At 37.5% G+C, this 22799-nt stretch carries 10 protein-coding genes; all 10 read right to left on the bottom strand.

Going from position 1 to position 22799, the window contains the following annotated elements; all coding sequences use genetic code 11:
- Positions 1-3: 3 nt before the first annotated feature.
- Positions 4-2781, bottom strand: coding sequence for an alpha-L-rhamnosidase (locus ACFOWA_RS03620; RefSeq protein ID WP_378981872.1), 2778 nt, complete (start codon positions 2779-2781; stop codon positions 4-6).
- A gap of 27 nt (positions 2782-2808) precedes the next feature.
- A complete protein-coding gene (locus ACFOWA_RS03615) occupies positions 2809-4494 on the bottom strand; it encodes an alpha-L-fucosidase (protein WP_378981870.1) in 1686 nt (561 codons plus the stop codon).
- 41 nt (positions 4495-4535) lie between these two features.
- The gene (locus ACFOWA_RS03610) at positions 4536-6989 is read right to left on the bottom strand and encodes a glycoside hydrolase family 95 protein (RefSeq protein WP_378981868.1); all 2454 of its coding nucleotides are present in this window, start codon (positions 6987-6989) and stop codon (positions 4536-4538) included.
- Positions 6990-7160: 171 nt separating this feature from the next.
- Positions 7161-8870 carry a RagB/SusD family nutrient uptake outer membrane protein gene (locus tag ACFOWA_RS03605; protein ID WP_378981866.1) on the bottom strand — a complete coding sequence of 570 codons (1710 nt, stop codon included), beginning with the start codon at positions 8868-8870 and terminating at the stop codon, positions 7161-7163.
- 25 nt (positions 8871-8895) lie between these two features.
- Positions 8896-11979 (bottom strand): SusC/RagA family TonB-linked outer membrane protein, encoded by a 3084-nt coding sequence (locus ACFOWA_RS03600; protein ID WP_378981864.1) that lies wholly within the window; start codon positions 11977-11979, stop codon positions 8896-8898.
- Positions 11980-12068: 89 nt separating this feature from the next.
- Entirely contained in the window at positions 12069-14216 is a 2148-nt protein-coding gene (locus ACFOWA_RS03595) for a glycoside hydrolase family 31 protein (RefSeq protein ID WP_378981862.1), read from the bottom strand.
- Positions 14217-14220: 4 nt separating this feature from the next.
- Positions 14221-16722 (bottom strand): glycosyl hydrolase, encoded by a 2502-nt coding sequence (locus ACFOWA_RS03590; protein WP_378981860.1) that lies wholly within the window; start codon positions 16720-16722, stop codon positions 14221-14223.
- Between the two features lie 320 nt (positions 16723-17042).
- Positions 17043-17912, bottom strand: coding sequence for an AraC family transcriptional regulator (locus ACFOWA_RS03585; RefSeq protein ID WP_378981858.1), 870 nt, complete (start codon positions 17910-17912; stop codon positions 17043-17045).
- A gap of 84 nt (positions 17913-17996) precedes the next feature.
- Positions 17997-19427, bottom strand: coding sequence for an arabinose isomerase (locus ACFOWA_RS03580; protein WP_378981856.1), 1431 nt, complete (start codon positions 19425-19427; stop codon positions 17997-17999).
- A gap of 32 nt (positions 19428-19459) precedes the next feature.
- A complete protein-coding gene (locus tag ACFOWA_RS03575; RefSeq protein ID WP_378981854.1) occupies positions 19460-22717 on the bottom strand; it encodes a family 78 glycoside hydrolase catalytic domain in 3258 nt (1085 codons plus the stop codon).
- Positions 22718-22799: the final 82 nt, after the last annotated feature.

The raw sequence follows: 22799 nt of genomic DNA, 5'->3' as shown, positions 1-22799 counted from the left end.
TGTTTACTGTTTTATTTGAAAACGATAGTTTCCCGAACCAACCTGAAATATTTTTTTACCCAATTTATAACCCAAATATTTAATTGCCTTATTTATTGCTATTGATTTACCATTTTCGAAAACCTTTGCGCTTTCGTTTGCAGGCAAATACAAAGTAGCTTTCGAGTTTGCCGGAATTTCCACATCTAGATTAAAAACATTTTTCTCTTTCTTCCAATCTACACTAATTAATCCTCTTGGAGCATAATAGCTGGCTTTTACAAAAGTTACATCGCCAACTGGTTCTGGTCTGATTTCTATATTGCCAGAGGCTACATCATTTTCATCTGCCCTAATACCTGCCAAACCGCTGTAAAACCATTCCATTAAATGCCCCAGCATAAAATGATTGTTAGATGCATCTTTGTTAGCCTGCCAAGATTCTGTTAATGCAGTTGCACCTCTTGCAATCTGATAACCATACCCTGGAACATCCGATCGGCTATTCATATCGAAAATAACATCCGAACGGCCCGCATCATCTAAAGCCCTCAATAAATAGCGATAACCAATATCACCCGAAGTTAAACTATTATCTCTTTTTCTTAAATCTTTAATTAAATTATCCAGAACTGCTTGTTTTCTATCTGGCTCAGTAAGATTCATATACAGTGCCATTGCATTGGCCGTTTGGCTTCCAGTGGCATATTGGTTGGTTTCTGAATTGAAGAACTTTTTATTGAAGGCCGATTTCACTTTCGCTCCTAATGCCTCATATTTTCTTACATCATCGCCTTTTCCTAATGCCCGAGCAATTTTGGTAAGTATGGTTAAATCGTAATAATAAATTGCCGTAGCCGTTACGCCTTTTGGTGTAAGTTGAGATACACCTGGCGTTTTCGGACCGATATCGTACCAATCGCCTAAACCATGCGTTAAAATATGATTGTTGGCCTTTGTTCCTAAATAACTGATGTATCGGCTCATCATATCGTAATTCTCTTCAAGCACTTGCTTATCGCCATACCATTGGTAAACGTACCATGGCAAAATAATTCCATTGCTACCCCATTCTGGAGAATCTCTAAATCCACCACCAAATTGTGAATATTCGGGCGCAATATCTGGAATTAAGCCATCAGCAGTTTGCGACATCCGCATATCCGAAATCACCTTTTTGCTTAATGTAGCTATATCATACGTGTATCTGATAGAACTGCCAACAAGATGTGCCTCCTCTAACCAACCTAATTTTTCTCGGTGCGGACAATCAGTAAAAACACTAGCCATATTGCTCTTTACAGCCCAATCAATTAAATCGAATGTTTTGTTAAATAACGTGTTTGAACTTGTAAATGTGCCAATTGTTGGTGCAGCATTCCGGCTATGAAGCAGTTTAGCTTGCAGCACAACCGGAAGTTTACCGCTGTTATTTTCGTTAATTGGTACAGCACCTTCTATTTGTAAATAACGGAAACCATAATACATAAATTTAGGCTGCCAACTTTCTGTTTCGGCTCCGTTTAAAGTGTAATTAAAGAAAACCGGACTACCAATAGCGTTTTGTGTAACCGTTCCATCGCTTGCAAGCAGTTCGCCTGGAATAAGTTTTATGGTTTTACCTTTCAAACCGTTAACATTAATAAACGGTATCCCAGATGCATTCTGACCGAAATCGTAAACCCACAAGCCCGGTTTAGGTTGGGTAACTTTTACAGCTTTAAAATTATCGAATATTTTTAAAGGCTCTTGTGCCTGTGCATCTAATTGTTCCGGGCCTCCAACTACCAAAGCATTTCGCCAGGTTTTATCATCAAACTGTGGTTTATCCCAACCTTTTGGAAGTAGATTTGCATCAAAATCTTCGCCACCATAAATGCTTGAAAAGGTTATTGGACCAGCAATTGTTTTCCAGGAATTATCACTTACAACATCTTCGGTAGGGCCATCATTATATTCAAATGCGATTCTACAAATCATTTTGGGATAACCAAAGGCGCCTGTTAGTTTTCTATACCTTTCTGATAAAACATAATAAAAACCATTACCCAACATTACGCCAAAAGCATTTGAACCAGCTTTGATTTTATTGGTGATATCGAAAGCAACATACTGAGCATGCTTATCGTATTTTGTCCAGCCTGGGTCTAAAAAATGATCGCCGACCTTTGTACCATTTAACGAAAGTTCGAAATGACCTAAACCAGAAATAAAAATAGTGGCTTTTTTAACCTGTTTTTTTACGATAACTTCCTTTCTTAACAACGGAAGAATATTGTTTTTTCCTTTACTACCTAAATCGCCCAGTTCGGGTTGGGCCGGAACAATGATTTCTGATTCAGGAAGTTTTTCGTAGCCAATCCACTGTGCTTCTTTCCAATCACCTTTATTAAACAAGCCAGTTTGCCATGCCGAAATTTTACTCCAGCTACTTACTGCACCAGTTTTATCCCAAACCATCACTTTCCAAAAATAGTTTTTCACTGGCAATAAAGCTCTTCCGTTGTACCTAATTTGAATGGAACCATCGGAATTTACCTTTTTTGTATCCCAAATATTTCCAATATTTTTAGATAGTAAAAGCGAATCATCAGCCACTAAAATTCTATAAGCACCTTGCATTACATTTCTTTTGGTGCTTTTTATCTGCCAGTTTAATATCGGTTTTTGAACATCTACACCAACCGGGCGTTTTTTGTATTCGCAAAGCAAATTGCTTACTGTTAAACTTTGAGCATTTACATTTATTGCTGCAAACAAACCAAATACAAGCAGGTAAAGTATTTTAAATTGAGATTTCATTTTATACATTTTATTAGAAAATATCTACTATTCGCTGCCATAAAGCTGCCATTCTAAAAGCGTTGGTTGCATATTTTGATTATGAATTGTAAGCTTAAAATACCTGGCTTTAACCGGTTTAAAATTCTTAATCATTCCAATACCACCAGTAGTTGCTTTTAGCACAGGTAACCAGTTGTTTCCGTGTTTGTATTCTAAAGTTATATCCTGTTTCTTATCTTCCCAAGGATGCCAAGGTTCATCAACAATAAGGGTTGAAATATCAAAAGCCGTATTTAAATCGATTTCCAAAACAGCGTCTTTTTTTCCTTTAGCAGCCTCCCATTTTGTCAATCTGTTGCCATCTAAAAGATTTTTAGCGTTTGCATTTGGCTGTTCAGATGAGGCCGTAATTTCTTTGCCCGCAACCGGAGATGGAGCTACATTTGGTTCGCCTGTAAATTCTAAAACAACAACTGTATTTATCGTATCAGGAAGCCGTTTTGGTACCATTACTTCTAAGTTTTTACCTATCCCTTTTGTCTGCAATAATTTAGTAGAATCGCTAAGTAAGTATGCTTTTGTAACTCTGTTTAACATCGGAACTTTTAATTTTCCATCGGCAGGATTGTCGAAAATATGTAAGTAAAGTTTTTGCTGTTTTCGGGTTGCCCTACCCCAGGATAGAAAAGGAAACGGACTAGCCGTGGTGCCATAAACTGATTCTTTATTTACTTTTAGCCAGCTGCCAATTTCAGCAAGGCGTGCTATGCTTACTTCGGGGATTTCTCCATGAGCATCCGGACCAACATTTAATAAAAAGTTACCACCTTTGCTAACTACGTCGGTAAGATTACGAATTAAGGTTTTAGCACTTTTCCAATCTTTATCTGTTGATTTAAATCCCCAGGTATCATTAATGGTCATACACGCTTCCCAATTTCTGCCGGGGAAACCTGTTGAAGGAACAAATTGTTCGGGTGTTTCCGTATCGCCATCAAAGCCACCACCTAACCTGTTATTGGTAATTAAATTTGGATGTTGCTTAACAATCGCATCGAATTTTGCGGCACGCTCAGGCGTCATATTCTGCGGTGTATCCCACCATAAAATATCTGGTTCGCCGTAATTGGATAATATTTCTTTTACCTGAGGAATGGATATTTTATCAAGATAAGCGTCAAAACTGCCTTTTTGAGCTTCATCCCAAGAGCCTCCACTTGCTGCACCACCGGGATGTACCCAATCCTGAGCCTGAGAATAATAAAACCCAATTTTAATTCCTTCCCTTCTACACGCATCAACCAATGGTTTTAAAATATCCTTTTTATATGGTGATGCATCCATAATATCCCAATCGGTTGCTTTAGAATCAAACATTGCAAAACCATCATGGTGTTTAGAGGTAATGATGATGTATTTCATCCCTGCATCCTTTGCCATTTTAACCCAAGCTTCTGGATTGTATTTATCGGGATTAAATTGTGGAGCGTAACTTTGGTATTCCTTTACCGGAATTTTTGCTGTATTCATTATCCATTCTCCAATACCTTTTACAGGTTTATCTTTATAAATCCCTGCCGGAACAGAATAAATGCCCCAATGGATAAACATGCCGAATTTAGCGTCTTTCCACCATTCCATTTTTTTATCATCCCTTGTTGAAGGAATATTTTGAGAGAATACCTTTAAACAGCATGCAATGGCGATGAAGGTTAGAATCAGTTTTTTCATAGTGTGTTTGTGTTTTTAGCAAGCAGATTTAACATCAACCATTATAAGGCTGATAATTCTAAAACCTGACCTGCCTTTGTGTTAAATTCGTATAAATAACCAAGCGCCATTTTAGATTTTTTGATGACTTTTATGCCGTTGGTTTTTAATTGTTGTGCAGATAGGACTTTACAAATGCCAGATTTTTTAGCTACAATTTTACTTGAGGTAAGTTTTCCATTTGCCCAATCGATATCTACAGTATAGGCTCCACGTGCAATCAGACCATTAATTTTTCCATTTTGCCATACTTTTGGTAATGCAGGAAGCAAGTGGATATAACCATCCTGGCTTTGAAGTAGCATTTCGGCTAAACCAGATGTGCCCCCGAAATTTCCATCAATTTGAAAAGGTGGATGCGCATCAAACATATTTGGATAAATGCCGCCACCGCCTCTATAATTTGTATCATTTTCGCGGGTTATTCTAAATAAGTTTCGGTAAAGTTTATAAGCATGATCTCCATCTAAAAGCCTTGCCCACATATTTACTTTCCACGCTAAACTCCAACCAGTGCCATCATCGCCACGTAACTCTAATGTTCTTTTGGCGGCATCAGATAATTTTGGCGTGGTTAAAGGAGAAATTTGATTTGCAGGATACAAGGCATACAAATGCGAAACATGTCTATGGTGAGGATCCGGAGATTCGTAATCCTTATTCCACTCTTGCAACTGCCCTTTGCTGCCAATCTGATAAGGCAATAATTTAGCTTTTCTTGCGATTAAGGTATCTCGAAAGGCTTTATCGATATTTAAAATGTTGCTTGCCGAAATCAGGTTATCAAAGAGATCTTTTATAATCCCAAGGTCCATTGTGGTTGCTACCGAAACCTGACCAACTTTTTTAGGTCCGTAAATAAAATCATTTTCTGGAGAGAAAGATGGTGCGGTTACTAAATATCCATTCTTATCTGGCACAAGCCAATCTAATGTAAAAATTGCAGCACCTTTCATTAAAGGATAAGCCGTTTTGGCTAGGAATTCCTTATCTTGGGTAAAGGCATAATGTTCCCATAAATGACGGGTTAACCAATCGCCGCCCATAGGCCAGTTTGCCCATTTCGGGTCGCCAGAACCCAAATCGCCAACAGGATTTGCTAAAGCCCAAATATCGCTATTGTGGTGTGTTACCCAGCCTTTAGTTTTGTAAAACGAAGTAGAAACTTTACTTCCTGTAACCGAAAGATTTTTAATTAAACCAAAAAGAGGTGTATGCATTTCTGATAGATTGCAGTTTTCTGCCATCCAATAATTCATTTGCACATTAATATTTGTAGTGTAATTAGAACTCCATGGTGGTCGCATTTCATTATTCCAAATGCCTTGTAAATTTGCGGGTACACCAGCAACTCTTGAACTGCTAATTAATAAATATCTACCGTATTGAAAATACAAGGCTTCCAGTTCCGAATCGGTTTCGCCTTTGGTGTAAGCCTCCAACCTTTCATCGGTTGGTATATTTGATTTAGATTTTTCGCCAGCATTCAGTTTCAGGCTAACGCGATTAAAATATTTTTGAAAATCTTTAAGGTGAGCAGCCAACAAATCACTCCAAGTTTTTCTTATTGCTAAATCAAGCTTTTCCTTCGCAATTTTTTGTGCATCTAAATTAGGGCAATTGTTAAATCCATTAAAACCAGTTGCAGCAGAAATAAAAATTAATACCTCAGTAGCATTGCTAACGGTAATTCCTCCTGTATCTAGTTTAACAACACCATCATTAGTAATTGCTTTGGCTAGTAATTCATACGGCATTCCAGCACAATCCTGGTCTGTACCGTAACGAATTGGATCTTTCGTATTATTAACATATACCGGATCTGCGTGTATCGGAGCTCTACCACCCAAGGATAAAATATTTCCAGGTAGCACGTTTTTGATAAACCTAATTTGCGAATTAGTATTAATAGAAAGGTTAAGCATTTTCGGTTTGCTTGCCGAAATCTTCATCACAATAACCTGGTCTGGTGCGCTTGAAAAAATCTCTCTTTTATAACTTACCCCATTCACCGTAAAACTAGTTGTTGCTACGGCACGCTGAATATCTAAATCTCTTTTGTATGAAACAGCCTGGTTGTTTCCGAAATTTTGTTTGATTTTTAAATCTCCCAGAGGTAAAAAACTTTCTGAGTAAACACCTTGCATTTTCTGAGTGAGTTTTCTTGCCAACTCATAATCTTCTTTAAATAGCGCTTCTCTAACCTGAGCTAGATAACTGAAAGCATTTGGGTTTACATTTTCTTTTACTGGTCCGCCAGACCATAGTGTAGCCTCATTTAATTGTAGCAACTCTTCATCTACACCTCCAAAAACCATTGCACCTAATCGGCCATTTCCAATGGGAAGTGCTTCCGTCCATTGAACGGCTGGTTTTGCATACCAAAGCTGTTGAGCAGAAGCTTTATTAACATAAAAAACGAAAAGTAACAAGCTAAAAAAAGAGAATTTGTACATAGGGTAATTTTTTAAATGATTATAAAATAAGCAGTAAGACCTTTAAGTTATGATTTTTATGTTGAACTATTTAATTGGATTTGACAAAACAACAGACCCAGGTAAAACCCGGATCTATTGTGCACTTACAAATCAAACAAACCATTTTTTAACAATCTTCTTTGCATTTTTTTAGTAACCAGGATTTTGTGGAAACGATCCTCTATTTAAATCTATTTGCGTTTGAGGAATTGGCCTTAACAAATATTTAGCATCGAGAATGGTTTTGCCAGCCTGAGCAGCTTTTAATTCATCATTATACAATAAAGAACGCGTAAGCAATTTATTGGTCGAAACACTTCCAACGGTTTCATACATACGTTTTAGTTCGTACCATCTAAATTCTTCGCCAACCAGTTCTTTCGCTCGTTCTTCTAGTATTGCATCTAAAGTTACAGTACCAGTATATTGCATTTCTGTTGCATAAAGTACGCCTGTTAGCGGATTTGTTCCGGTTTTAGCAGCTCTTGTGCGTAACACATTCATATAAGCCAATGCTTTACCTTGGTTATTTAATTTCACATAAGCTTCCGCCGCAAGCAAATAAGTTTCTGCCAAGCGGAAAACATAGGTATCTCTAGCACCACCATTATCTACATAACCACTTACAAAAGGATCGCGGAACTTTTTGAATTGCGGATAGTTGCGCACACCGTTGAGGAAAGGCGAAGTTCTATACTCGTCAGGATTGATTACAATGTATTTTCTAAGTGCCTTTTGAGCAGCCGTAAAAGGTACATTTGGGTAATAAATTAAAGTATCGCCAACGGCAAAAGATTTTCCATTGAACGAACCTGCTACCTGAGTTAGCACGGCATCGTAAACTGTTGCCAAATATCTGCTATCGCTGTTTTTATTAAACAAGCTAAAGAAATATGGATTTGGTGCTATAGCATTATTTGTTTTGCCATAAAATACACTTCGACCTAAAAGTGCTGAGTTCTGCACATCCCAAAGAAACCATTGCTGCAAAGTATTTCCGCCTCCGTTAAATAATGCATTAATGCTGTATTGTACAGAAAAAATTACCTCATTATTGCTTTGATAATTTGGAACATTTGGGTCAAATAAATCGGAAAATTTTGGTTTTAAAGCATAAGTACCTGAGCCAATTACAGTTTCTGCAAGGGCTGCTGCGAGTGTAAAATCGGCATTGCCGCCACCATAAGTTTTGTAGCCTCTGGTTAAATATACTTTAGCAAGTAAATGTTGTGCAAAACCTTTTGTAACACGACCGAAATCTGGAGTTGTGGCAGGCAAGACTGCAATTGCTTCGTTTAAATCTTTAATCACCTGGTCGTAAACATCTTTTTCAGGTGCCCTGGTATAAGCCAACGTAACTCCAGTTGTACGGTTAAGTACGATTGGAACATCACCAAAAGTTTCGGCCAAGTAATAGTAATAAAATGCTCGTAATGCTTTTGCTTCTGCAACTCTTGTATTTACCGTTGCTGCACTGCCATCAGTAACCTGCGTAGCCCAATAAATTGTATTGTTTGCGATGTTAATCGAAGAATACATTTGAGTATATAAAGATGCCGCACTACCATTAAAAGAATTTAGGTTAATGTTGTACAAATTCTCACCGTTGTTATCATTAATATTGGCTGTGCTGTAGGTATCGGTGCCAAGATTAAAAAACGTAGGGAAATTAATTATACCTCGTAAAGTGGCGTAATTAGATTTTGATAAATCTTCGAAACCAGCAAATTTATTGTAATAGGTTTCGGCGGTGCGGTTTGCAGGATTGTATTCATCTGTAAATTTTTTACAGCCAGTTATGCTTAGCAGCAAGGCTGATGCACCAATGAGTAAGTATTTTGTGCTTATATTTTTCATCATATCTTGATTAAATTATGACTGCTATTTATAATGTTAATGTTAAACCAAACATGAACGTACGCGTTCTAAAATCCTGATTCAGGAATGAGTTGCCACTTGGATTTTCAGGGTCCCAACCAATAAATTTGGTAAATATGAAAGGGTTAAATGCGTTGGCGTAAACACTAAGTCCCTGAATACCAATTTTATTTAGCATTGGTTTAGGCAATGTGTAGCCCAGCGTCATGTTACTAATTTTGGTGTATGAGCTATTTTGAAATTGTGCTACCGTTCTTGCATCTCCATCTGTTTCAATAGCTGTATTTGCCCATGTGTTACTTGGATTAGTTGGTGTCCAGTAATCTCTATCAAAAGCCCCAAAACGAGCTCTGGTTTGGTCGCCATTCATTGCTTGTTCTAAGAAAACACTATTTTCAAAAGTTCCCTGACGGGTATAAAGTGTTATGCTAAAATCGAAGTTTGCGTAATTCATGGTACTGGTTAAACCACCAAACCATTTTGGCATATCGCTACCAATAATTTGCCTGTCGTTCTGGTCGATTTTGCCATCTGGTACACCGGCAGCGCCACTAACATCCTCAATTTTGTATTGTCCGGGTATTCTTCCGTAGCTTTTTGCGGCCGCAAGTTCTTCATTTTGCCAAACCCCAATTATTTTGTAACGATACACTACACGAGATTGCTTCCCGATAAAAAATCCATTACCAACGTCATCTTTTCCATCACCATACAATTCTAAAATTTTGTTTTTATTGATGGCAAAATTGAAATTGGTATTCCACGTAAATTTTTCAGAGCGGACGTTTACTGTGTTTATGCCAACCTCGATACCTTGATTGCGGATTGAACCAAGATTTGTTGGTGTGTTTTGGTATCCATTAGCATCAGGAATACGTTGATTTAGAATAGAACCATTGGTAGTTTTGCGATACAAATCCAACTGCAAACCAATTCGGTTTTTTAGCATTTGCATATCCAAACCTAAATTGTATTCGTCGGTTTTTTCCCAGGTTAAATCCTGATTTCCAAAAGCAGGAGCAAAACCATTTGCACCACTTCCATTAAAATCGTAAACAGTTTGATTTAATCTTGATTGCGTTACGTAAGGCTGAATGTAATTGCTTAATGCCGCATTACCTGATTTACCGTAACTCAATCTTAGTTTTAATAAATCTATCGCTTTAACATTGCTTAAAAAGCTTTCTTTATTTACAATCCATGCAAAAGCACCTGATGGAAAATAACCCCATTTACGCCCCGGAGCGAATATTGAATTTCCATCTGCACGAATGGTTGCCGTAAATAAGTATTTATCATTGTAAGTGTAGTTCGCCCTACCATAATATGAAGTAATATTTTGCCTGTTATAACCACTTCCAACCGTAATAACCGGGGCAATTCCGTTTATTGTTGTTGCCGATTGTAAGTTGTACCATAAAGAATTAAATGGTAAACCTGTTGCCGAATTAGAAAAAAAGTCTTGTTGGTGATACTCAAACGTATTTCCTAAAGTTACATCAAATTTATGTTTACCAATTTCGGCATTGTAAATTAATAAATTATCCCACGTATAGTTAACCCATTGATTTGCAGCGGTTGATGCGCTGTTTGGCAAAGTTCCTAATCTTGATTTTGAGAAGGTATCGTTAAATTGCCCTTGTTTTTGAATGGTAATATCAGGACTAAAAGATGAACGAACTTTTAAGCCTTTAATAATATTTGCTTCAGCATAAATGTTCGGTAAAATATGAAGGTATTGTTGCTGTCTGATTTCATTTCTAAAATCGAATAATGGGTTGGTAATTTGTGCTTCAGATTCGTACGCAAAAAAACGTTCTGAACCATCTGCGTTGTAAGCACTACCGGTTGGACGAAGGCGATATGCGCTTCTAAACGCTTCAGAACTTCCAGGTTGTATATCGGCAAATGTTGCATACATCGATGCACCAGCTTTAAATGTGTTATTTAAAGTTTTATCTAAACCAGCTTTTAAAGTGTATTTCTTTGTACTTTCTGATTTCATTGTACCTTGATACAACTGATAACCTGCGGCAATAAAATAGTTGGTTTTTTCATCGCCGCCATTAATTGCTAAATTTTGGTTTGATGATATGCCGTTTCTTTTTATCAAATCAATCCAATCGGTATAAGTTCCGTTTGCAATATTGCTTAATTCTGTTGCAGAGAATATGGTATTGTCGGCAATTGGTGTTGTTGGGATGGGTAGATTATTTCGGATTGCATTAGCACGAGGCAATTCGTAAAAATAATCGCGAACGTAATTTACAAACGTTGGGCCATCCATTACCGGTGGAAGATTGTAAGGATTTACAATACCAACAAATGCATCGTAGGTTATTTTGGTTGTACCTTTAGAACCCCGTTTTGTGGTTACCAAAATTACACCATTTGAACCTCTGGAGCCATAAATTGCAGTTGATGATGCGTCCTTTAAAACATCAATACGTTCTATATCTGATGGGTTGATGTCGTTAATTGGGTTGGTAGCGCTACCATTTTGCCCAACAGGAATTCCATCGATAACATATAGTGGTTGTGTGTTTCCTGTAATAGAATTGGCTCCCCTAATTTCGATACTAAAATCGGCACCTGGTTTGCCCGAGCTACGTTTAATATCAACACCTGGCAATCTACCTTGCATAGCTTCCTGAGCATTTGTGGCTCTGGCTTTTGTAATTTCATCAGATTGCAAAGAATTTACACTTCCGGTTAAATCTATTTTTTTCTTGGTGCCATAACCAATTACTACAACATCATTCAGGTCGTTTTGGCTTTCTGATAATGAAACATTAACCGTTGTTCTGTTCCCAACGGTTACTTCACTTGGCTTGGAACCAACAAGCGTAAATATCAAAACAGATGTTGGTGATGCAGAAATAACATATTTCCCATTTGTATCGGTAGAGGTTGCGGTTTGCGAACCTTTTACCCGAACGGAAACCCCAGGAATTGGTTCTCCTTTTGTATCGTTTACTTTACCCGTAATGTTGGTTTGGGCATAAGCATAACCGAGCAGCAGAAATAACTGCAGTGCCACTACAGCTGCCATCTTGCAGCTTCTGAAACAATAAAGTTTAAGTTTACTCATAATTATTATTTGGTTAGTTAAAAAATTAAATAATGTTGTTACCTGTATTACAATTATTTATGTGGTTTTATAATTTGGTTGATTTCGCTTTATAGCGTCATCATTTTATAGGTTATTTTGTTGGTTGTGTTGGGTTGGCCTCTTAAAGGATTTGTTATGCTTCCAAGATATTTCCCATTAACTTTTGAAACCTTAACCGTTCTTATTGAAAATTCTCCTTTTTCGTAATTATAGGTTTCGCCATCATCATCATAAAATTGGTATGAGGCTGGTTTTGAGCCATAATATCTAAACTCGATATCTACTTTTTCACCTGATTTTGGTGCATGAAGCATTGGCTGCATCATGGGTATAATTCCACCATCTTTAACATAAACGGGAATTTTATCCAAGCCAGGATTTGCCGTTATCACTTCGCCATCACCAACGTACTTTCCGGTATAAAAATCAAACCATTTGCCTTTTGGTAGTATAACCGTTCTACTTTTTTGCCCTGTAAATATTGGTGCAACAAGTAAATTTTCGCCTGCCATGTATTGGTCTTTAATCTCTTTTACAATTGCTTTTGCGTAAGGATTTTCTTCCAGATTATTATTCTTACTTTCTTGCACAGGCAAAATGTTTTGAAAACCATTTTCTAAATTCATGGCCCTAAAAGGAGGAATCCCTTCGAAATGATATTTAGCAAATTCGCTGTACCAATAAGGCATCATTTGCATTCTTAGCAGCGCAAATTCTTTAATTATTGGAGCAACTTCTGGGAAAGTCCATGGTTTGGTCCCGCTGGCCCAAGCATTAATCATTGCCATTGGCGAAAAAACATTTGATTGAAAGCGCCTAACCCATTCTTCAGGAGAATTGGATGCTCTAACTTCGGGTGTCCACAAAACGCCTGCAAAACCGCTATTAATTAAAGCAGTAATAAAATCCTGATGGTTGTAATAATCGTTGTAGATAACGTAAGGAAAAGAAACGCCACCTGCATTCGAACCTCTAACCAAACCATATGTACGTTGGTTTTTCTGCTGATACAATTCTGTGGTGTATCGTTGCATCAAAACCCCATAAGTTTGGCGCATTTGTTCGGCCGATAAACGCGATGGGAATGTTGCTAAATCGGGCCATAGATAGCCATCACCACCATCTACTTCATCAATTTTATAGCCGCTGATGCCAATATCTACCTTGTTTTTATTTAGCGCACCAAATAATATATTTTTGCCGCTATCCGTTTGTATATCGGGCACAACACCAGCCCAAACTGTGTGCGATGCCGTGTATGGAAGCAGTTTTTTATAAAATGGCGCATCAGGCGAAACGTAAGGATTTATCCATAAATTAAGTCGGATATTTTTCTTTCGTAGTGCTGAAACCATCTTCTCCGGTTCTGGAAATCTTTTTTTATCCCATTCGAATGTATTTGGATAAGATTTGCTTTGCCAACCAGGTTCAAGTCCGATAAAATCAAGCGGATAACCTCTTTGTTCAAAATCTGCAGCTTCTTTAAATACTTCGGCAGCATTGGTAAGTCGCTCCATACGCTGTGTAAAGCCCAAACCCCAACGCGGCGGCAAACAACCACCACCGTTAAAAAGATTGAATCGTTGTACAGCATTCATTGACGTTGGACCGCCTAAAACATAAATTTCAACGCCTTCTGCCGGTACAAGAATTTCAACACCATCAGAATATGGATGTGGGTTCCAATTCGCATCTGTATTTCTATCCTGAACTTCGGGTGGGTTTTTACTATCTCTTTGAACCGCAGCACCTGCATAAATTTTTAGGTAGCGGGCGCTATTTATAAAAATCCCATAACCTTTTGATGAAACATAAAAAGGTGTTGGCGCATGCGTTCTACCATTATCGCTTCCATTGTAATGATCTACATGAAGTTCGAGGATTTTACCTCTTTGGTTTACAGATTTAAAGTTTAATCCGAAGCCAAAAAGTTGCTCCGTTTTATCTAAAGGAAACCTTAAATAAGTTTTTCCATCAACTATTTTTGCCGTGATTTCTGATTTTATAAGCGGAAATTTAGAAGGTTCTAACTTTAATAGACCCTTATGATAAGGCGCAACGCCAGATGCCGTTAATAAATTGTATCTCTCTGGTTTACCGATTGTTGCTTTCCAAACACCAGGTTCTATCTCCTGCCAATCCATTTTTTGGGCAGCAAGTTTTGTGCAGAAAAAACAAATTAAAATACTGTAAGAAATGTATCGCATTATGCTCATTTGATTACAATTTATTTGCTGAATGAATAATTTTTACTGGACCTAATAACCCTGAAGAAATTAATGGCGAATCTTTAGTGAAGTAATTCCAGGTAGTGAAAGTGAATCTGCCTTTTGATGGACGAGGCGTGTTGTTCAAGAACCAATCTGGAAATTCTTTTAAAAACGAACCGCTATTCATGTGACCAGGAAGCCATTCCATATCGGCTGGTTCCTGCTCATCGCCAATTAATCTATTTGCCCAAACATTTGTTACGGCGATTTCAATTTTGTTGTTTGTTTTTTTCAGCAGGCCATCTGGTATTTTTATGCTCCACGGCGCCGTCCACACTACACCCAGTTCAACATTGTTTAATTTTACGCTTGCGATGTGCTTTACAGTTCCTAAATCAATTAAAAGATTTTTATTATTCTGTAGATTTAAGTATGAAGCGTTGAAAACTTTTGTGTAAAGTGCCGTTCCACTGTAATATTTTATGCCTTTTTCTTCGTTTTTAGTCCAATCGGTTAACGTACTAAAGCGCACTGGTTTCTTTGGTCCGCCCCAAACCGCATCAAATTTCACATCCCAGCTTCCATCTAGAGTTGCAAGCAATTGTGTTGCAGGAAAATTAACAGCATCTAATTTTTTAGCAGCTGTTTTTCTAAAAACGATAAAGAAGCTTTGAGAATCTTCGAAATTTAATTGAATGTTGGTAGCGCCATTTTGCTCATCAAATTGAGGTAAATCTTTCATTTCACCAGTTACAGGATTCCATAACTCTGGCTGTTTACCAATAATTTTAAAACTGCATTTTGCGGCTCCGGAAGAACGATTTGTATTGGCTACGAAAAAAACATCAACATCAGCCGCGCTTCTGTGAATGTGTTTCAAATCAGCATTTCCCGTTTGCTCGATTGCAATAAAATCATCTTTTGTATCATTTATATTTCCCCATTGCAATAAAGCCTGGCATCGTTTCCAATACTCAACCATTGCTTTACCAGGCTCCCACCAAGTTTGGGTACGATCGAAATGTGTTCCCCACTGCCCCATCGTTGCACCTGGTTTATATTTATCATCCCAAGGTTGTTGTACAAAACGATGAAGTATAAGCCGATTTACACCTGCACAAAACGCGGCATCGCCCATGGATTTTAACCAGGCAGGAGTTTCATCCCATTTACTATCAGTTGGATCGCCTGTAAACCCTTCTGCTTCAATAATATTTTGCCCTGATTTTCTAAGCGCAGCAACAGTTGGGTCTAATTCATACGGACTATACTTGCCTTTATGCGTCCAAAATTCAGTCATCACTTTACCCACGTAAGGCATTACATCATCTTGTCGCCATGGCCCGCCATAAGGTTCGGCTAAAAATGTAAGGTTAGCTGCCTTGAGTTTTTTTGCGATGATAGCGAAATATACATCGCGGTATAAATCTTTAATTGTGGCACTAAAATCTTCTCTAAATTTAAGCGAGTCTTGCTTGCTGCCGATGGTGCGTTTTGCAAAAGATGCCAAATAAGGAAGTAAATCATAGCCTCTTCTTGATGAAAATTCAGACCTCATTTTTGGTGTCCAATTGGGTTCGCCGGCTTCGTAACTATCGAAATGAACGTGGGTAAAACTACTGCCAACAAATTCCCCTATGTGTTTCTTAATTTCTCCAACAACATGGTTGAGGTGAAAAGCTACCGCCTCTTCACTCATTTTATCACATTCTAAGCCAGTAGCTTTCCATTGCGATGGCTGAATTAATGTGCCGCTTGTAGTATGTCCGAATCGATAAATAACCCAATCGCCTGCTGGTGCATCCCATTCCAATTGCCCATCGGCCTGCATTTTACTGGTTAAATCAATAATTTTATCTTTTGGAGCAATACCTGAAGCCGGCAAAGCCAATAATGCGATGTCTTTATAATAGGTATTTCTGGCTTTAATTTCAGGTTTTTCTACCAGGTTGGTTTCCGGATTGTACATTGGGAAAGGGCTTTTTCCTCTCGGATTAACCTTTGGCTTACCAATATTTATGCTAACATGTGTATTCCCTTTTACCTTAACTTCATTGTAGCAAATTTCTTGCATAGAAAGTTCGGGCGTAATCCATAGACCGCCGCTCGATTCGTACGAAGGGCCATTGAACATGCCAAAATCCATACCTAAACGCTTTGATTCGCTAGCTGCATGTTTTACTAAATCCCACCATGGCTCGGTCCAGGAAATGATTTCGGGCGTTGGACTTTTATTTATCTCTCCAGCCCAAGGTGTTGTAACATCGGCCAAACTAAACATTGTTGTTCTGTTAAAACCTTCCTTTTTAAGTGCTTCTAAATCTTTGGTGATACCAGATTTGCTTAGATTGGAACCCATCCACATCCATAAAACACCAGGTTTGGCACTTTCCGGAGGATTTAAAAATACTTGTTCAGGGTTATTTGTAGCTGAAACTTGCGCCTCAACATTTAAAGTGCAGCCGAAAATTACGAAGAATAAAAAAAGCTGTATGTGTATAAGTTTAATCATGCTGTAGTACGGAAATTTTCAAACTTGAGGGCGCTTTTTTGATGCAAAATGTAACCCTAACCGTATTTTATCAGCTTTAGAAAACATTAAAGTAAATGCTAATTAATAGAATTGAGCATTTGCCATTTTATCTTTCTAGCTTATGTTAAAACAACCTGATTTTTATGTCTAAAAAGCGATTGTAAAATCAAGGAAATATCTGGTTAGGTGTTATTTACTATCAAAGAAACAAGATTTAAGCATCAGAAATTTGCTCAGATTGACAACTTATTAAACGATTTTACCATTAAAGCATACTAATATTACCATCTGTGTCAATTTCATTTGATATTATGTTGATGTTTATAATCTTTTGGCGTCATCCCAGTAATCATTTTAAAATTTTTATGTAGGCATGAAAAATTATTAAACCCAGATTCGTGGCATATATTCTTCATATTCAGCTTATTATCTAAAATTAATTTGCAAGCATAACCAACACGCATATCTGCCAAGAAATTCATAAATGTTTTACCGGTTCGGGTTTTAAAATACCTGCAAAAAGAACTTACAGACATGCCGGCAATGCTTGCTACTTCTTCAAGCTCGATTTTATTTTTGAAATTGCTAATTACAAAATTGTAAATGTTATCCATCCGCTCGTTTTCATATTCTTTAAAATCTTGTTTAAAGCCTATGCTTGCCAACATAGTATGTTCGGGCATTTTACTAATTGCATTTAGGCAATCTAAAAGTTGAATAATCCTAACAATGCCTTGTGAGTTGTAAACCGATTCGATTTTGGCAGCAATTGCAACAGCATCATCAGCTTTAATTAAGATGCCTCTTCGTGCAAGTTCCATTAAAGAACGCAGACTACTTGATTCTGGAAGCATTAAAAACCTATCACCCAAAAAATTATCAAAAAAATGGATTACGGTAGAATAAGGATCATTATTTTCTTTATCGTTTAAAAAACAGCTATCGTATTTCCAATAATGAGGCAAATCACTGCCGATTAAAACTACATCTCCTGGTCCAAATTTCCTGATATTATCGCCTACAAACTGCGTTCCGGTGCCTTTATGAAAAGTGATTAGTTCAATTTGTTTATGGTAATGCCACCTGTTATTGATGTTGGCGTAAAAGTCTTTCCTTACACTAAAGGATTGACTTTCTATATTGATTATATTTAGGTGCTGTGGTTTCATTGTACTTTGATAAGCATTCTTTCAATAAAATATTCGAGTTTAATTCTGATTGAAAAGGCGCTGGTTTTTAATTTTTAACTGTTGCTAACAAACCTTTATAACTGGCATATTTAACAACTGACCAAGTTTTTCAATCTTATCAGCTATGTGCCCTATTCCTACCGCACAATGATGTGCTGGACCGTTTTCATTCCAGGCATTTACAAATTTTCTGGCTCCAATGCTAAATTTGTATCGGCTGTTGGTGTTGCCAATCTGTAAAATTGGTCCACTAACCGATTCGCCTTCTGCTACCAAAAGCATCAATTTTCCATCTTTTGTTTCTGCAACGGAAAGCAAGGTTACCGGACCATTTTTTACCGACATTTCTACAGAAAGACCGCTACCAACCTTACCATGATAAACTTTTAAAGGTTTAACTTTTGTTTTACCTTCTGCAATTGCAATATGCCCTGGTCCATCATGCCCCATTAGCACCACATCATCTTTAAAATCCATAGCATAATATTCTGTAAATGAACCTCCTGCACCGAAGCTATCCATGATTTTCATTGCCTGTGCATTTTTAATTTCATATTCACCAGCCACCGGAATTCCTCTCGCAGTTAATAAAGAATTGCCTAAAATGATAGAGCTTATGGTATCTTCATTATCTTTATTGCCGGTGCCTTTGTAGTAATATGCCAAAGAACCAAGCTTGTATTTTTCGACCAGTTTATCGAGGGCTACTGAAGTTCTGGCGGCATCATTTAAAGCTTGCAAAGCACAATCTTCTTCAATTTCAAATTGAGTTTTAAAGTGAGTTACTCTATCATCAATTTCAATGTCTGTTATTGCTTTTCTTAGCGCTGCCAATTCATCAACTTCTAAAAGTTCTATATGTCCGCCAAAGTGAGCGTATTGCTTAGTGATATCTGTATATATATCTAACATACCACTGTAATAATGCCCCATGCAACCTAGCCTGTTGTAAGCCATAGTGTTTGCAACTCTTGCGGCTTCAATCCATTGTGCAACTTCCTGCCAGCATTCTTCATCATTATGCAGCATGCCGGTTACCTGGTAAAATTTAATACCCGTACGGTTAAACACATTTGCAATTTCGGGTACCGGGCAAGCAGAACAATAGGCCAACCACTCGGCAGTCATTTTTACCCTATCATCCATTTGATTAAATTTTTCATAATCAATAGCTGGCTCGGGAGAAATATTTAAGATAATCACAGGAACTTTGGCACGTTGAACTATAGGTAAAACTGTAGATGATAAAGCGTAAGTACTTACATATAAAAAGATTATATCTACATTTTCTACTCTAAATTTATCGCCGGCATCAAATGCTTTGTCTATGTTATCAATTAGTCCCAGGTTTACAACATTTGGATGGATAGCCGAAATCTTTTCTTCAATAACCGAAAGATAGCCTTGTAATCGGGTTTCCAATCCTTCAAATTGATTCCAATAGGTATCTAAACCGATAGCAAACAAACCAACCTTAAATGTATTTTTATTCATAATAGATGTGTGTAATTCAATTAGTAGAAGTTTTAGGATTTGTTTTTTATCGTAAAGTGATAATTGCCTGATTTTGCTTCAAAAACTAATTTATCACCTTCTGATTTTATAAATTTTAATCCTTTAACAGTGTTTATTGGCAGCCCGTTTTCAGTTAATAAGTTAACATCAGTACAAGGAATATAAACGATTGCGCTTGTATTAGCAGGAATTTTAACATCGAGATTTATGCCATTTGTGTTGCGTTTCCAGCTGCAATTAATGTTCCCACTAATGGATTTAAATTCGCCGTTTACCCAATTAAGGTCGTTTAGCAAGGCTGGTTTAATCACTATTTTTCTAAATCCTGGCCCGCTTTCATCTGGACTGATACCCACTAAATCGTTAAAGAACCATTCATTAATTTGGCCCGACATGAAATGATTTTGTGAGCCGAAATCACCCACACCAGCATCCCATTTTTCGGTTAAACTGGTTGCACCTTTTTCAATCTGATACCCATAACCTGGCTTATCTGATTGGTTATTCATATCATAAACCACATCAGAACGGCCACCATCTGCTAAAGCCCGCAATAGAAAGCGATAACCAATTTCACCAGAATTAAAACTATTGTTGTTTTTACGAATAGAATCTACCAAAGAATTAAACAGCTTGGTACGATTTTGAGGTTCGACAATGTTTAAAAACAAAGGCATAGCCGATGTTGTGTTAGAACCTGTAGCGTATAAACCGGTTTCTTTATTAAAGAATTTGTCGTTAAAAGATTTTCGGATTTGGTCGCTTGATTTTTTAAAATCAGCCGCATCATCATCTTTACCCAATTGTTTGGCAATGTTATACATGATGAGGTTATCATAATAATATATGGCCGTTCCGGTGAAAGGTTCGGGCGTTAACTGAGAGCCCCAAGCAGGTTTTGGACCGATATCGTACCAATCGCCTAAACCAGTTGTAATAATGTTATTTTTTGCTGTTGACGCTAAAAAGTTTACGTAGCTTTTCATTCTATCGTAGTAGCGTTCTAACAGCGAAATATCACCAGAAAATAAATATTGCTGCCATGGAACGATAATAAAAGAACTGCCCCACTCTGTTGAGTTGCGAAAGCCATTGCTTAAATCAGATGAACCGGCAATAAAATATTCTGGAGCGATGTTCGGTACAAACCCGTTCGACAACTGTGCATCAGCCATATCGCTCATGGTTTTTCTGAAAAGCGGCGACATATCAAAATTATATCTTAGCGATGGTCCGTTTAAATGATTTTCTTCCAACCAGCCCATTTTTTCGCGATGTGGGCAATCTGTCATTAAACTTTGCATATTGCTTCTTTGTGCCCATCTAACCAAATCATAAATCTGATTAAATAATTGATTAGAAGTTGCAAAACTACCTGTTGGTGTAGATGATGAATGAACAATTAAATCCTCCAATTCGATTACAGTGGGTAATTTATTGCCTTTGGTTGCGCTAAATAATTCGACCTGCACATATCTTGCGCCTTGATAAAAGAATTTTGGTTTCCACGATTCTTGTTTGCCACCTTTAAGTGTGTATTGCCACCAAGCTGGGCGTGCTCCATCCTGAGTTGCCGATTTACGATCTACAAGCCCATCTGTTCCTAAAAGTTCTGATGGAATCATGCGAACATAATCACCTTTTTTACCTGTAACAGTAAGTTTTGGCATCATCGATGCATTTTGCCCAAAGTCGTAAATCCATACGTTATCTTTAATCCTTGTAACTTTAACTGCCTTCTTTGTTTCGATAACTTTGACCTGTGGCGCAGCAGATGATAAGCCTTTCAATTTACCTCCAGGGCCTTCCGTTTCAAGTGCGGTTGTCCATTTGGTGCCAGTTTTAAAATTTGGTTTGTTCCATCCGGCAATTTCCAGATTGGCATTGTAATCTTCGCCGCCAAACATGTTAGAATAGGTAATTGGTCCTGGAGAAACCTTCCAAGTTTTATCGGTGCCGATGGTTTTTACACTACCATCAGCATATTCTAAACGCAACTGCGCTATAGCTTTTAATGGTCCGTAAGCATTTAAAAATTTTACGTAGCGGATAGAATCGGGCTGAATGTTGTACATCCCGTTGCCCAAAATAATCCCGATGGCATTGGTGCCTGATAAAAGTTTATTGGTTATATCGTAAGTGTTGTAAAGAATAGTTTTTTTGTACTCAGTCCAACCTGGAGCAAGTAAATCGTTGCCTACTTTACTTCCATTTATGCTCAATTCAAATTCAGACATGCCGCTTATAAAAACCACCGCCCGAACCAAGTTTTTATTTACCTGAAAATCTTTTCGCAAAGCCATAGATGAATAATTCGGTAGTGCTTTGCGGTCTTCGGGTTCATCAGTTAAATTCTTTTTCGACCAGCCATTTTCTTCATTGCTATCAGAAGCCTGAACTGCTTTATCAGCTGCAATATTTTTTCCGTTAGAGAAAACTTCGATTTGCCTTAAAGCGAATTGATAATTTCTATCTCTACCCCATAATTTACTGGCTGTTAGCCTAATAAATCTTCCCTGTACATTTTTTAAAGGAATTGAAACCGGTTTCCAACCAGGGTTTTTATAGCCAGATTCTGTATAATATACTAAAGCAACAGCGTTATTAAATTTTTCATCATCAGCTATTTCTACTTTAAAATGAGATGGAAAACCGTAGCCTGCTCTATCCTCAAAAAACATTGGTGTTAGCCTAATCATTGATACTGGAGCTGTTTTACCTAAATCAACCTGTACCCATTTTGTTTTTGTTTGCGATGAACTGCTTTCTGCTCTGTAGCCAAAAGGTGTAAGCGAGAATTTATCTGCTCCTTTGGCACTTATCCAGTTTGCAGTCCAATCTTTATCATCCAAAATTCCCATAGTCCAGTTGGCGGGTAAACTCCATTTAGATACATTACCTTGATTATCCCAAATCCTAACCTTCCAAAAATACTTTCTGCCCGATTTTAGGTTTAGGCCTGCATATTTAATAAACGCCATTTGGCTCGAAACAACCTTTTCCGAATTCCACAAATCTCCATTGTTTTTTTGCAGATTTTGCGCTGTGCTTGATACGATGATTTGATAAGCGGTTTGCTCAACATCTCTGCTATCTAAATCTGATTTTATGATGTAACTCAAACCCGGTTGCAGCACATCTACCCCAAGCGGATTGTTGTACAATTCGCATTTTAAATTTATGGGTTCTAATGTAACAGGTTTGGCAAAGCAAACAGAATACACCATTAAAAGCAGAATTGCTAAAGAATATTTTCGAAGTTGATGCATTGTAATTTGTTTATGTTAGTAAAATAAGAGCGTCATTCCCAAGCTTTAAAATTGGGAATGACGACACGATCTTTATTTTTAA

Origin of the sequence: Pedobacter lithocola, from assembly GCF_042650845.1 — a bacterium.
Lineage (GTDB): Bacteria > Bacteroidota > Bacteroidia > Sphingobacteriales > Sphingobacteriaceae > Pedobacter > Pedobacter lithocola.
Note: the sequence above shows the minus strand (reverse complement) of the source record. Positions and strands in the feature narration are given on the sequence as shown.

Excerpts from the sequence above, each read along its gene's own strand:
- ACFOWA_RS03620 (WP_378981872.1), bottom strand. The coding sequence starts at position 2,781 with ATGAAATCTCAATTTAAAATACTTTACCTGCTTGTATTTGGTTTGTTT.
- ACFOWA_RS03615 (WP_378981870.1), bottom strand. The coding sequence starts at position 4,494 with ATGAAAAAACTGATTCTAACCTTCATCGCCATTGCATGCTGTTTAAAG.
- ACFOWA_RS03610 (WP_378981868.1), bottom strand. The coding sequence starts at position 6,989 with ATGTACAAATTCTCTTTTTTTAGCTTGTTACTTTTCGTTTTTTATGTT.
- ACFOWA_RS03605 (WP_378981866.1), bottom strand. The coding sequence starts at position 8,870 with ATGATGAAAAATATAAGCACAAAATACTTACTCATTGGTGCATCAGCC.
- ACFOWA_RS03600 (WP_378981864.1), bottom strand. The coding sequence starts at position 11,979 with ATGAGTAAACTTAAACTTTATTGTTTCAGAAGCTGCAAGATGGCAGCT.
- ACFOWA_RS03595 (WP_378981862.1), bottom strand. The coding sequence starts at position 14,216 with ATGAGCATAATGCGATACATTTCTTACAGTATTTTAATTTGTTTTTTC.
- ACFOWA_RS03590 (WP_378981860.1), bottom strand. The coding sequence starts at position 16,722 with ATGATTAAACTTATACACATACAGCTTTTTTTATTCTTCGTAATTTTC.
- ACFOWA_RS03585 (WP_378981858.1), bottom strand. The coding sequence starts at position 17,912 with ATGAAACCACAGCACCTAAATATAATCAATATAGAAAGTCAATCCTTT.
- ACFOWA_RS03580 (WP_378981856.1), bottom strand. The coding sequence starts at position 19,427 with ATGAATAAAAATACATTTAAGGTTGGTTTGTTTGCTATCGGTTTAGAT.
- ACFOWA_RS03575 (WP_378981854.1), bottom strand. The coding sequence starts at position 22,717 with ATGCATCAACTTCGAAAATATTCTTTAGCAATTCTGCTTTTAATGGTG.